We start from the raw sequence: 13,877 nt of genomic DNA, 5'->3' as shown, positions 1-13,877 counted from the left end.
GGTTATTATAGTGTGTTAATATGTGGTATAAATTTATTTTCAAATGTTGTTTTACAAACTTATTGTAAGTTATACAAATTAATAAACACTCAAAAATTTTGCTAATTACTTCTTTTACAACGAATTTTTATTTTTAAAACAAATCTTATTAACACCTGTTAAAATCTTAATCCGTGATTGTTTTGTATATAAGTAAATTTATAAATTTTGTTAATAACCACGTAAAAAGTATTCATAAAAAAACAATAAAATGTAATAACTAAATTTTGATTTTAAATTTAAGATTTGCATTACAAATTTTAATTTCACACCAACAAAAAACTTATTATTTTCTATCTAAAGTTATCAACACGTAATGTTAAATTAACATTAACTGATTATCAACTCATTATCAAAAAGTATTAACAACCCTCTTTTTTCGATTGGTTTTTGTAAAAACATTAAAATAGGAAACCAATAATATTTACAAATTTACTTTATGATACGCTACATATTGATTATTTTTGTAAAACAATATTAACAACACTACTCACTATTATGACAGTATCAATTGGTAACGACCACGCCGGTCCAGACTACAAAAAAGCAATAGTTAACTATTTAGAAAGCAACAATTATCAAGTTATTAACCACGGAACAGATACTTTTGAAAGTGTTGACTATCCAGATTTTGGTCACGCTGTGGCGAATGATGTTGTAAGTAAAAAAGCCAATTTTGGAATTGCAATTTGTGGCTCTGGAAACGGAATTGCGATGTCGGCAAACAAACACCAAGATATTCGTGCCGCTTTATGTTGGACGAAAGAAATTGCGGAATTAGCCCGTCAGCATAATGATGCGAATATAATTTCTATTCCGGCACGTTATACTTCTATTCAACAAGCTGTGGAAATGGTAGCTACATTTTTAAACACCGATTTTGAAGGCGGAAGACACGCAAATAGAGTGAATAAAATTGCTTGTAAATAATATTTTGTGTTAATTCCGTCAACCAACTGACGGAATTAATATTAATTTAGTCAATCAACTGACGGAATTAATGTTTTTTCTTATATTTGTAGTCTGTTTTCTAAAGAAAAATTAAAATGAATTACTACAAAAGAGCCATTCTTGAAGATTTTCAATTGAAATTAAAACCTAATAAAGTCTTTATTTTATTAGGCGCAAGACGTGTTGGTAAAACACAAATAATAAAAAAATATTTAGAATCGACCAACGAAAACGTATTACAATTGAACGGCGAAGACATAAACGATGCCCGATTATTGGAAGAAAGAAGCGCTTCAAATTACACTAAATTATTACAAAATGTTTCCATATTAATAATAGACGAAGCACAAAGCATAACAGATATTGGCTTAATATTAAAATTAATTGTAGATTCAATTGAAGGAATAAAAGTGATTGCCACAGGTTCTTCAATGTTTGATTTAGCTAATAAATTAGGCGAACCGCTGGTGGGTAGAAAAAACACTATGTATTTATTTCCGTTGGCGCAAATAGAGTTTACTCAATTTGAAAATTATAAACAAACTACTGAAAAATTAGAAGAAAGATTGATTTATGGAGGTTATCCAGAAGTTACACATTATGATTCTTGGGAAGAAAAACAAACGTATTTAAGAGAAATTGTGAACTCTTATTTATTAAAAGACATATTGGTTTTTGACGGAATTAAAAATGCGGATAAAATTTACGATTTATTACGATTAATTGCTTTTCAGGTAGGAAAAGAAGTTTCGTTACAAGAATTAGGCAACCAATTAAACATATCTAAAAACACAGTAGAAAAATATTTAGATTTACTTTCAAAAGTATTTATAATTTTCAAAATAGAAGGATTTAGTAAAAATTTAAGAAAAGAAATTACGAAGTCATCACGTTGGTATTTTTACGATAATGGAATAAGAAACACTATAATAAATAATTTCAATACCATAAATAACCGAACAGATATTGGTGATTTATGGGAAAATTATTTAGCATCAGAACGCTTTAAAAAACAAAAATATAAGAAAATTTATAAACAAAATTATTTTTGGCGCACCTATGACCAACAAGAATTAGATTGGCTGGAAACCGAAGCAGAAACGATGGCTGGTTATGAATTCAAATGGAACGAAAATAGAAAAACAAAAATTCCTGGAGCTTTTGCTAAAGCCTATCCAGAAGCAACTTTTGAAGTAATTAACAAACAGAATTATTTAGATTTTATCTTGTAATCTTATAAATAAAGCTGTCAAGCAAATTCTAAATCTCAAAATCAAAAAATGGTATTTTTCTCATTTTATAATTAAAATCAACAGAAGCTGTGTTTATAAAGGTCGTTTGTTCTCTTTTTGTAAGACCAAAATCCTCGTGAATGTGACCAAAAATATGGTATTTGGGTTTAATCTCTTCGATTTTTGTTAGTAAATTGGTACAGCCTACATTTAAATTTTGAAACGTTTTATCTAAAATACCATAAGCAGGTCCGTGAGTAATTAAAACGTCAGTATCAGGAGGGATTAAACCCCAGTGTTTTTCAATGTCAACACCTCTTTTTCTATTAAAAGCCATATTATGAAATTCAGGCGTAACGGGCGAACCCCAAAAAGAAATTTCTTCTATAGTTATTCCAGAATCGTTCAAATAAAAAACATTCTCGGGTAACAACGATTTTATTGTAGTATTTTGCTCGTATTCAAAATAAAAATCATGGTTTCCTGCAATAAAAATTTTATAGGTATAATTTTGATTTGAAAACCAATTTATAAAATTTAACGCCTCAATTTCGGTTCCTCGATTACAAACATCGCCTGCGTGAATAAGTATATCGCCCCCAGGTAATAGGAGTTTATGGTGTAGTCCATGTGTATCAGATAGCGTTGTAATTTTCATAACTGCATTTACTTAATTTGGTTAAACTTTAAATCACTTATATAACTTTGCCGCATCAAGTAATTTTGTTTTAATTTTTTGTTGTAAACTTTCAGGTTCAAGAACTTTCACATCAGCACCCATAGATAGGATTTCCATCACAAAATCATGCGATGGGCAAACAAACAATTCTAAAACAAGTTCAGTATCGTTTTCTGAAATAATTTTTTGAGAAACGTGTAGCGGTAGCGATTTTATATAATTTCCTTGTCCCCGTGTGAACCATAATTTAATCTTTTCGGGCGATTCTTCTCCGCTAATAATTCCAAAAGCGTGTTTGAATTTTTCTTCAACATCAAATTTCGTTGGATATTCAAACCGGGTAGCGCTAATTTCTAAATAAGAAATTCGATCTAAACCAAAAGATTTAACTGTGCCGTCAATAGTATCCACAGCAATTAAATACCAATGATAACGAGCCTCTTTCAAAGCCAACGGATAAACAATTCGTTTATTTTTTTTATTATCAAAACCCCAAAAACTTTCATATTGATAGTTAACCGACACTCGATTTTGAATAGCGTGAAGTAAACCGTATAAATTTTCGAGCCCTAACGACTTTCTTTTTTCTAAAATTAGGTGCTTAGCAATCGATTCTGACATACTCAAAGCGTTATACATCTGAAAAGATTCTATTAATCGAATCGTTTTGTTATCGTCTGCGTCATGGATGATTTCATAAACTTTTTCCTTTCGGTTGTATTCGATTTCTACATTAAAAATACTCCTAATTTCTTTTACATCACGTTCAAAAGTGCGTTTCGAAATTTCATAGTTTTCCTCATCGTCTAAAGATTGCGATTTTAAAAACCCTTGTAGTTCTTTAAAATCACAAGGATTTTTTCTCAGCTTTCCGAGTATCAATAAATGGCGTTTAATAAATTGTTTTTTAGACATAATTTAAAGTTTTTATCTATTTATAGTGTGTTCAAAACATCTTTAATTATTTTTTTTAACACTAAAACATAAATGACTAAAACAACAAAAGATGGCGAGGAAAAAATATTTTTGAAAAAGAGGCCCGAAAACCTCTTTTATTCTACTATCCAATTTTTTTGGAATCCAAATATGCAGTTGAACAACCGTGATTCTTTTTTAGGTCAATTCCATATTTTCGCATAAAAGCATCAATTACTTCTTTTCCTCCATTAGTTGTTACAGGATTTCCGTTGTACTTGGAAACAACCTCTACAGACATTCCTTTTTCAAGCCGAATGCCATTGCTAATGTTGTTTTGTTTTACAGTAATTAAATAAAGCGCCATAATGTATAAATTTAAAATGTACCTACTCTTTTTGGTTTTCGGCTTCCCCAGGTTGCAAAGTAAGCGGTGTGGGAAGTCAAACTATGACGTTGTAAAATTAAATAAAGTGATATTTTTGGTATTGTTTTACTTATACATTATGTTTGAATATATATTATCTATTTTGTAGGTTATGATTTGTCTGTTTTTTTTGTTTTTTATCTGTGTTTTAAGCGCTTAATTGTTGTATGTAGCTTCAAACGATTTCAACATAAGGGATAATTTTTCTATTATAGATTTAATCATTTCCCCATTCAACACATCACCATAGACTTTCCTGGTGTTTTTTGACCAATCCCTATATTCGTGGTATTTAGAATAAGCCGGCCAAATATTAGAAGAAGCAACTTCTCCAATAATGGCTTTGTAATTTTTTTTTAATTCATCAAAATTATTTAGTTCTTTTTTATTTATAATTTGAAACCCATAATGTAACTCGCTATAATTTTTTGACATAAACTCAAATCTAATTTTTAGATTTTTAGATTTTAATTTTTCATTTGTTAATTCAAATCCAGAATATTGTTTATTACTTAAAGTATAACTTTCTTCTATTAATTTTAAGTCTAGATTTATTTCTAAAAGTTGTTTTTTTAAAACAAGAATTATTTCTTTTTTCACTAATTCTTCTGCTTCTAAAATGGTAATAAATGCACCAAAATTTTCAATGTTATTTACTATTAGTTTTGATATATCTTCACTCATTTTGTTGTTATTTGATTGGTTAGTAAGTTCTTTAATTAAAATTAAATATTGATTTAGTGTTTCTCTAATGAATGGCTTGTTTGTCATTTTTTTGATACATTTTTCAAGCCATTCTTTGATGTCTGTTTTATAAGAGCAACAAATAAAATCTTTATTTAAAACTAAATTTCCTTTAGAACTTTCTGAAGGCTCTGATCCATCTAATGTCAAATAAATTATAGGTTGATTCTTAAAATGATTATTGTATCGAAGCAATTGTTGCTCTTGATCACCAGCATAAATCTTATTTTCAATAATAATATTTTGATTTGCTGATGTGATTACAATATCTACTCTTCCGCCTTCTGCCAAATCAAAGTTGACTCCCCCAACATAAATTTCTTTATTTGCTGTTGCGTTTTGAGTAACAAAATTTTTCAAGTAATCGTGATAAGTATGAACGGTTTCTTTAAAACGACTATTTATTTGTTCTAAAAATAATTTTAAAAACACATCCTTCTGACCGTGTTTTCCTTTGGGATCAAGTAAGTTTGTTAGAATTGAAGAGTGACTTAATTCATTTGATCGAACACCAAGAATATCAAAGATATTGTAATGTTCTCCAGAATATTCTGCTAAATCGTCATATTTTTTCTGTATGATTGCAACACTTTGCAAAAGGGATTTTAATTTCTCCATATTTTTTCCACTTATTAATTTTCAAAAATATTAAATATCTACACTCATAAACGTTTTATACCGTTTATTTTTCTGATATTTAATTTGTTTTTTAGAAGTCTGTTTTACGTTTTTAATTTCCAAAACCAACTGCTTTTCTTAGTATTGGTTCGTGGTTTGTGTTGATTTCAAAGTTATAAATATCCGAAACCACCATTGGACTTTTTACTTCAGCGTTGTGTCCTAATTTATGTAACAAAGCGTTGGTTCTGTATAAGGCAATAGGTTTGAATTCATAAATTTTAGAAAGCCTTCCTTTACGAAGTAGTGCTTTGTCTATGTTTTTTATATCTGTATTAAAAGTAGCAATAATTTGAATTCCAAAGCTTTCACCCAACAAACCATCAGTAAGATTTAGCAACATAGATAAACTTGAGTTTCGTACCTCTTCTCGGGAGCTTATCAACTCTTCGGCGTCTTCAATAACTAAAACGGTATTTCTGTTTTCTAATAAAAATGTTGTCATATTAACATTGTCGAGTTCACCCGCCATTTTTGGAGACAGAAAGATTACTTTTTTCTTCAAATGGTGAATTAAATATTTTATATAGGTACTTTTTCCAGTACCAGGTTGTCCGTGAAACAGAAAAAGCCCATTAATATCTTTTTGGTTTAGTTGTTTCACAATTGATTTATGAATGTTAAAAAAATCTTCGTTATAATGAATATTAAAATCAATTTTAGGTTTTTTGATATGCACCTCTTTAGTTTCTAACCCTCCATATTGAGAAACAATTACACTGATATCTGTTGTTTTTTTAGGCGTTTTTATAAATAATTTAAATTTTTCAAAAAGGTCATTGGCTTCCTTTTCCTGTTTGTTTGTAAAAAGCAAATATATATGGTCATGCTCTACATTTAACATAATCCCATTGTTTAGAAAGTAAAATTGATCCAAATTAATTAGTTTTTTAGTTTGTGAATCGAATTTGTGTTTGTAATGCTCTTTGATGATTTGGTTTTTATACTCTTTTTCAAACCAATTTCGAAACAACTCGTTTGATATATGGTTAATGGATTTAAAATTAGGGATAGAATTGTAGTATGCATAATACATTCTAAAGCAATCTACATAGCTTGAGCTTGAATGAAACACATCATAATTTGGATTGCAGAGGTTTAAACCGGAGTTTATTTGGTCTTTTTTCATAACTCTTAAATTTATTTACACAAAGATAACCTCGCAGAACGACAAGATGTGGCGTTGTAAAAAAATTATTTTCCTTTCCTATAAAACTCCTTATATTTTTTATTTCTTTGTATTTCAAATTTTCATAATGACCACAATCCAATTCATACAAGACCAAACCAACATTGCTGTAAAAAGCATTGAAGCTACGATTCAATTACTTTCGGAAGATTGCACGATTCCGTTTATTTCTCGTTATCGAAAAGACCAAACAGGAAATTTAGATGAGGTTCAAATTGAGCAAATTGCTAAATTAAACAAGCAATTTATTGAAATTGTAAAACGAAAAGAAAGCATTTTAAAATCTATTGAAGAGCAAAACGCACTTTCTGCAGAATTGAAATCAAAAATTGATTCCAGTTATGATTTACAAGAAATAGAAGATTTGTATTTGCCATATAAAAAGAAGAAAAAAACCAAAGCCGACACCGCTCGTGAGAACGGATTGGAACCTTTGGCTAAAATAATTATGTCTCAAAAAAATGATGATATTGAGTTTTTAGCTTCAAAATATTTAAACGAAAAAGTTATTAATGAAGACGAAGCCCTTCAAGGTGCTCGCGATATTATAGCTGAATGGATAAACGAAAATATTTTCATTCGAAAATCGTTACGCAGAACCTTTCAGCGCAAAGCTGAAATAACCAATAAAGTAGTAAAAACCAAAAAAGACGATGAAGCGGCTCAAAAATTTTCCCAATATTTTGATTGGTCTGAAAACGTAAGTAAAGCGCCATCGCATCGATTATTAGCGATGTTGCGTGCTGAAGCTGAAGGTTTTATCAAGTTGAATGTCGGTTTAAATGAGGAAGATAAAGCCGAAGTAATTCGTTTTATGGAAGATAATTTAATCAAAACCAATAACGAAAGCGGCGAACAAATTGAAAAAGCGATAAAAGACAGTTATAAAAGATTATTAGAACCCGCTATTTCAAACGAAACGTTGCAAGAAGCCAAAACCAAAGCCGATATAAAAGCCATTGATGTTTTTGCAGAAAATTTACGTCAGTTGTTGTTGGCGCCACCATTAGGTGAAAAACGCATTTTAGCTATTGACCCAGGTTACAGAAGCGGCTGCAAATTAGTTTGTTTGGATGAAAAAGGTGATTTACTAAATAACGAAACCGTTTATCCGCACGCGCCACAAAACGATAGCGCTATGGCGATGAAAAAAATCCGTTCTATGGTAAATGCATATAATATTGAAGCGATATCTATTGGAAACGGAACGGCATCTCGCGAAACCGAATTCTTTATTAAAAAAATTGCTTTTGATAAACCTGTTCAGGTTTTTGTGGTTTCAGAAGCAGGTGCATCAGTGTACTCGGCGAGTAAAATTGCGCGTGATGAATTTCCAAATTACGATGTAACGGTGCGTGGTTCGGTTTCTATTGGAAGACGACTTTCAGATCCGTTGGCGGAATTGGTAAAAATAGATCCAAAATCTATTGGAGTTGGACAATACCAGCACGATGTAGATCAAAATAAATTAAAAGAGCAATTAGATACTGTGGTAATGAGTTGTGTAAACTCGGTAGGAATTAACGTAAATACCGCAAGTAAATCGTTGTTGAGCTATGTTTCTGGAATTGGTGAAAAAATGGCTGAAAACATTATAGCCTATCGTTCAGAAAACGGCCCTTTTGAAGACAGAAAGCAACTAAAAAAAGTACCACGTTTAGGCGAAAAAGCGTACCAACAAGCCGCGGCGTTTATTCGTATTAAAGACGGAAAAAATCCGTTAGATAATTCAGCGGTGCACCCAGAAGCGTATGCAATTGTTGAAAAAATGGCTAAAGATTTAGGTGTAAAAACAACAGATTTGATTGCCAACAAAGAAAAAATAGCACAAATCCAACCAGAAAATTATATTACATCTGAAATTGGAATTTTAACACTAAAAGACGCTTTAAAAGAACTAGAAAAACCCGGATTAGACCCAAGAAAAGCCGCTAAAGTTTTCGAATTTGACCCAAATGTTCGAACGATAAAAGATTTAAAAACAGGTATGATTTTACCCGGAATCGTGAATAATATTACGGCATTTGGTTGTTTCGTGGATATCGGAACCAAAGAAAGTGGTTTGGTACATATTTCGCAATTAAAAGCAGGATTTGTATCCGATGTAAACGAAGTCGTAAAACTTCACCAACACGTACAAGTAAAAGTCGTTGAGGTAGATGAAGCCAGAAAGCGCATTCAGTTGACGATGGTATTGTAAGTATTAAAGAAATGCATTCCAAAGGAAAACATTTTTTTCTCTTTTTTTCTCTTCTTCATCGTTTCCGTAGCTCCACCAATCTTTTGTTTTGTCTTCAATAAGTGTCCTAAATTCTAAATTAGAAAACATTTTTTTAGCGGTTATAGGTTTTATTTCAGTTGGATTTGTAACGGTTAAGTTTACTTTGGTTGCTATGTAAGAAGTATATAATCTGGGTATTGTAAGACCTAAAATCATTCCAGGTAATCCATTTATTGAACAGGGTCCGCCACTAATGGTGATATCATCGGTATAAAACGCAAAAATATATACATCTCCAAAAATTTTTCCAACCGCTTTTCGGCAATTATAGCCTGCAATTTCTCGGTTTTCGTTAGTAATTTTCCATTCTATTGGAGTTATACTGTCAGAAATTACAATGCTTGTACCAACCACCTGTTTTTGTGAACTCATAGTTTTTGTATTAAAATCAAAATACCAACTATTTTCTTCATCTTGGTCTTTTTCATATTTAGGAATTCTAGTTTTTTCGCTCCAGCGATTAAATTTGAACAGACTTTTATTGTCTGTAAAACTATATGTCCAATAAGATGTTTTAAGTTCTGATAGATTTTCTTTCATCATCTCATCCCAACTATTATTACTCATGTTTTTCTTAACATTGGTATTTACCTCAAACTCAATTTCAGCTTTGTCAACAAATTGCTGTGCTGTTGAGCAAAAGCTAAAAAACAACATTGCTACTACTAAATATACTGATTTCATCGCTTTTTTGTTTTATTTATTGTTTATTTTTAAAATTCCAGGTAAAACCAATCATGGCATAGCGTTTTAGTCTGTTATTCTGTTCTTCTCCAATTACGTTGCCATAGTTATATCGTTCAATTCCAATGTTTTGATTAAGAATATCTCTAACCAAAAAATAGGCAGTAAATTCATCATTTTTAAACGTGCGTTGAAGTCTAGCGTTCCATATTTGATTCGTAAGATTACTCTGAAAATCATCCGTTTTTTGACGAGTATATAAGTTATAATCTGTGCTAATTTTCCAATTTTTACTTAAATAATAGCTTGCGTCTATACTTAAATTATAGGTATTAAATGATTTTACTTCGTTGTTAAGTGACGTACTATTTCTATTATTTGAAAATTGATTATTGATATAAAATTCATAACTTTTTTCTTTTGATTTAGAAAAATAAACCGAAAAATTTGAATTGATATTCTTTGAATTATTCAGAACATTATTAATGCTTATTATGGATTTATTATAACTAATTGAAGGATTAATTCCAGCATCCAAATCAAACTTTTTTATTTTGAAACCATATCCCATATAAAAATTACCAGAAAAATTTCCGTTGGTATTAATTGCTTTAGAGGTAGTTTTTGCATTGTCAATATCAATATCTCTGTTATAAGTAATTAAATTCGAAGTTGTTCTAAAATAAACACCTTGGTACATATGAGATTCGCTTAAGATATTATAATTATTATGAGAAATATTTATACTATTTGTAAAAGATTGTTTTAAGTCAGGATTTCCAATAATTTGATTAAAAAAATCTTGATTGTTTCGCAAGGGTTGTAATTGGTCAATAGTTGGCTGCGATGTTGAGCCATTATAATTTATTCTTAAATTACCATTGTTTTTATATTTGTAAGAAAAACTTGCCGATGGAAAAAGATTGGTATAATTTCGTTTGTACTCTTTATTGAAGGTTTGGTCAATCAAATCAAAAAAGGTAAAACCAAATCCACTACCAAAACTATAATTTATTTTTTTTGAGTTATAACTCATTATTAAATTGGGTTTGTTAACCACAATAGTTTGTTCAAATTGATTTGACAATCCACTATTCAACAAATCATATTGATTTGATAAAGTTGAAAAATCATACGTTAATTGATTGTTTTTTCCAGTATTGTAAGCAATTTGATAACCAAGTTGCAACGCCCAATTTTTAGCAATCGGCTCAGTATAAACAAGATTTACATTTGTGTTTTGAGTTGTTTTTTTACCAATTTTGTTTTGATTAAGACTTATAATAGAGGAAGAAATACCTGAAATAAAACTTTCATTATCAGATTTTAAATAATTATCAGAATCATTATTCAAACTACTCCAAGACAAGTTCATTGAAAAAGTACGACGTAATTTGGCAAATTTATGTTTAAACAAAACAGAAGCCATTAATGATTGTTTATCCGATTTTGTATCCAGCTTTTTTTGACTTTTATTTTTTAAAACGCCATTTTCATCAGTAGTTGTGCCATCGGTAAATTCATTACTTGTAGTAGCATAAAAATTTGTTTTTGTATTTATTTTAAGCGTATTTAATGAATCTAATTTTATATCATAAGACGCATTGAATTTATAATTGTTTCTTGTGACGTTTGTATCGGTAGAAGTATTTTCATTTAGTTGTGTTTCACCAATTTGTGTTCTATTATTTCTTTTATTAGTATTGGTGTAGTTTTGAGTATTAAATTTTGGCGAGAAATTTAAGGTTTGTTTGTCGTTCCATTTGTTGTTGTAATGTAATCCACCATTCGTGTTTTTTATAAAACCATTTTGCGTATCCACTTGAGGTTCATCATCATTGTTGCCTCCAATCCATTGGTAACTAACATTTCCGTCATCATCCATATTCATCGAAACATCGCTGTTTTCACCACCAAATTTATTGCTATCCTCCCAATCTAAACCGTCCTGACCCGTATTTCCATTTAATAAAAACGCCGAAATTTTCCTTTTTCCTTTAAATGCACTTAACATCAAATTACTGTTATACCTTGGGTCTTGGTCTTCTAATGGTCCAGCAGAGTTATCTATTTTTCCAAAACGGCCTTTCTTTTTATCTTCTTTAAGTTTCAGGTTTATTGTTTTTTGACTTTTCCCATCGTCTATTCCTGTAAATTCTGCTTGATCACTTTTTTTATCAAACACTTGTACTGTTTTAACTGCATCGGCACGAAGATTTTTTGTTGCCATTCCTGGGTCGTCACCAAAAAATTCTTCACCATCTACTAGAACTTTTTTAACCGATTCGCCCATTGCTTTGATTTCTCCATTTTTATCAACTTGAATGCCAGGAAGTTTTTTTAGTAATTCTTCCACATTTGCGTTTACATCAACTTTATAATCACCCGCTCTATAGCTAGTTGTGTCACCTTTAATTCGTATTGAACCGCCTTTAATAATTACTTCTTCAATTAATTTACTTTTACTAAATAGACCAATTGTTTCTAGGTTATTTTCGTTTTCTTTTATTTCTACTTCATCTACATAGTCAGCAAATAGACTGTTTGAAATGCTCAAAATATATTTTCCTGATTTGATATTTTTAATTAAAAATTTACCTTCTTTATCAGACCTTGTAAATCGATACAAAATAGAATCTTTTGGCGTTATTAAAGCAATTACTGCATTTTCAACAGGATTTTTTTCTAAATCATTTACTCGTCCAGAAAGAGTTCCTTTTTGAGAAAAAGATGAAATCGAAAATAACAAGAAAGCAACAAGTAAGCAATTACATTTTAACATAATATATTTTTTAGGGCTTAAAAAAATCTCAGTTCTTTCCAACAAAAATAAGGAAACAGTTGTTATTAAAATTGGTTTTCAATTAAATAAACGAGTTTTATTAAAAAATATTTTATTAAAGCGTAAACTTTTTACTATAATCCAATAAATAATCAAAATTGCTTTTTTAAAAGCAGGTTTTGTTTCCGATGTAAATGAAGTCGTAAAACTACACCAACACGTGCAAGTAAAAGTCGTTGAGGTAGACGAAGCTCGAAAGCGTATACAGTTGACGATGATATTATAAAACACAAAAACAAAAAATTCCAAACTCCAACTTTAAAGTGGAATTTGGAATTTTTATATTGGAATTTTAAAAAATTTATTCTTTAGTTTCTTCTTCTTTTTTAACTACTGGAGTTTCATCTTCACCTTTAGCCGCTTTTTTAAATTCCTTGATACCACCACCAAGTCCTTTCATTAATTCTGGGATTTTTTTACCTCCAAAAAATAAGACAACAACAGCAATAATAATAATCCACTCTGTTCCACCAATGGCTCCTAAAGTTATATATAAAGAATTCATCTTTTTAAGTTTAAAATTTATATTACAAAGGTACATAAAAAAATAAAACACAAATAAATTTATTCCTTTTTATTGATACAATTACTAATTGGCGCATTGGCTAATTGTATTATATTTGTATAAAATCAGTTGATTTGTCTCAAAAAAAGACTAAAAAATAAAACCGACAAGTATGTCAATAAAAGCATTTGCAGCTAAAATACTCGCTAAATATTCTCATTTTCAAACACAAAAATGGGCGAACGAACCTGTTTCTACACAAGAAAAGGTATTTCAATCCTTATTGCGTGAAGCGAAAAACACGCAATTTGGAAAAGATCATAATTTTTCAAACATCAACTCATTTGAAGATTTTGCCAAGCAAGTGCCTGTTCGAGATTATGAACAATTGAAATCATACGTTGATAAAGTTGTAGCTGGCGAATCGGATGTTTTATGGAAAGGAAAACCGTTGTATTTTGCTAAAACTTCAGGAACAACTTCAGGTGCGAAATACATTCCACTAACAAAAGAATCAATGCCATTTCATATTAAAGCGGCAAAAAACGCGATTTTAAGTTACATTCACGAAACAGGAAAATCAGATTTTGTTAACGGAAAAATGATTTTTTTACAAGGAAGTCCAGAAATGGAAGAAAAAAACGGAATTAAATTAGGTAGACTTTCAGGTATTGTAGCGCATTACGTACCAAAATATTTACAAAAAAACCG

Annotated in this window: 13 protein-coding genes; 5 read left to right on the top strand and 8 right to left on the bottom strand. The window is 30.0% G+C overall.

Going from position 1 to position 13,877, the window contains the following annotated elements; genetic code table 11:
• Positions 1–537: 537 nt before the first annotated feature.
• Both rpiB and KA468_RS08740 read left to right on the top strand, forming a co-directional pair.
• Complete coding sequence (gene rpiB / locus KA468_RS08745; protein WP_291242563.1) at positions 538–969, top strand: ribose 5-phosphate isomerase B; 432 nt, start codon at positions 538–540, stop codon at positions 967–969.
• 116 nt (positions 970–1,085) lie between these two features.
• Positions 1,086–2,222 (top strand): AAA family ATPase, encoded by a 1,137-nt coding sequence (locus tag KA468_RS08740; protein ID WP_291242562.1) that lies wholly within the window; start codon positions 1,086–1,088, stop codon positions 2,220–2,222.
• Between the two features lie 28 nt (positions 2,223–2,250).
• Here the strand turns inward: KA468_RS08740 and KA468_RS08735 are convergent, their stop codons facing one another.
• The 5 genes from KA468_RS08735 to KA468_RS08715 form a co-directional block, all read right to left on the bottom strand.
• On the bottom strand, positions 2,251–2,880 hold the full coding sequence (locus KA468_RS08735; protein ID WP_291242561.1) for a metallophosphatase domain-containing protein: 630 nt from the start codon (positions 2,878–2,880) through the stop codon (positions 2,251–2,253).
• Between the two features lie 33 nt (positions 2,881–2,913).
• Positions 2,914–3,816, bottom strand: a complete 903-nt coding sequence (locus KA468_RS08730) for a WYL domain-containing protein (RefSeq protein ID WP_291242560.1) — start codon at positions 3,814–3,816, stop codon at positions 2,914–2,916.
• A 145-nt stretch (positions 3,817–3,961) separates the two neighbouring features.
• Positions 3,962–4,183, bottom strand: coding sequence for a DUF6140 family protein (locus KA468_RS08725; RefSeq protein WP_291242559.1), 222 nt, complete (start codon positions 4,181–4,183; stop codon positions 3,962–3,964).
• 216 nt (positions 4,184–4,399) lie between these two features.
• The gene (locus KA468_RS08720; protein WP_291242558.1) at positions 4,400–5,605 is read right to left on the bottom strand and encodes a PD-(D/E)XK nuclease family protein; all 1,206 of its coding nucleotides are present in this window, start codon (positions 5,603–5,605) and stop codon (positions 4,400–4,402) included.
• A 112-nt stretch (positions 5,606–5,717) separates the two neighbouring features.
• The gene (locus KA468_RS08715) at positions 5,718–6,794 is read right to left on the bottom strand and encodes an AAA family ATPase (RefSeq protein ID WP_291242557.1); all 1,077 of its coding nucleotides are present in this window, start codon (positions 6,792–6,794) and stop codon (positions 5,718–5,720) included.
• A 127-nt stretch (positions 6,795–6,921) separates the two neighbouring features.
• Between KA468_RS08715 and KA468_RS08710 the strand changes: the two genes are divergently transcribed.
• Positions 6,922–9,054, top strand: a complete 2,133-nt coding sequence (locus tag KA468_RS08710) for a Tex family protein (RefSeq protein WP_291242556.1) — start codon at positions 6,922–6,924, stop codon at positions 9,052–9,054.
• A 3-nt stretch (positions 9,055–9,057) separates the two neighbouring features.
• Here the strand turns inward: KA468_RS08710 and KA468_RS08705 are convergent, their stop codons facing one another.
• Both KA468_RS08705 and KA468_RS08700 read right to left on the bottom strand, forming a co-directional pair.
• On the bottom strand, positions 9,058–9,819 hold the full coding sequence (locus KA468_RS08705; RefSeq protein ID WP_291242555.1) for a GLPGLI family protein: 762 nt from the start codon (positions 9,817–9,819) through the stop codon (positions 9,058–9,060).
• A gap of 16 nt (positions 9,820–9,835) precedes the next feature.
• Complete coding sequence (locus tag KA468_RS08700; protein WP_291242554.1) at positions 9,836–12,601, bottom strand: outer membrane beta-barrel protein; 2,766 nt, start codon at positions 12,599–12,601, stop codon at positions 9,836–9,838.
• A gap of 148 nt (positions 12,602–12,749) precedes the next feature.
• Between KA468_RS08700 and KA468_RS08695 the strand changes: the two genes are divergently transcribed.
• Positions 12,750–12,887 (top strand): S1 RNA-binding domain-containing protein, encoded by a 138-nt coding sequence (locus tag KA468_RS08695; RefSeq protein ID WP_366933134.1) that lies wholly within the window; start codon positions 12,750–12,752, stop codon positions 12,885–12,887.
• A 75-nt stretch (positions 12,888–12,962) separates the two neighbouring features.
• Here KA468_RS08695 and KA468_RS08690 read toward each other — a convergent pair whose 3' ends face one another.
• Positions 12,963–13,166 (bottom strand): twin-arginine translocase TatA/TatE family subunit, encoded by a 204-nt coding sequence (locus tag KA468_RS08690; protein WP_291242553.1) that lies wholly within the window; start codon positions 13,164–13,166, stop codon positions 12,963–12,965.
• 172 nt (positions 13,167–13,338) lie between these two features.
• Between KA468_RS08690 and KA468_RS08685 the strand changes: the two genes are divergently transcribed.
• Positions 13,339–13,877: GH3 auxin-responsive promoter family protein (locus KA468_RS08685; RefSeq protein ID WP_291242552.1), on the top strand; the 539-nt coding region annotated here is incomplete at its 3' end.

The sequence above is a fragment of the Flavobacterium sp. genome (genome assembly GCF_017985075.1).
Taxonomy (GTDB): domain Bacteria; phylum Bacteroidota; class Bacteroidia; order Flavobacteriales; family Flavobacteriaceae; genus Flavobacterium.
This window is presented reverse-complemented; position numbering and strand designations above follow the sequence as displayed.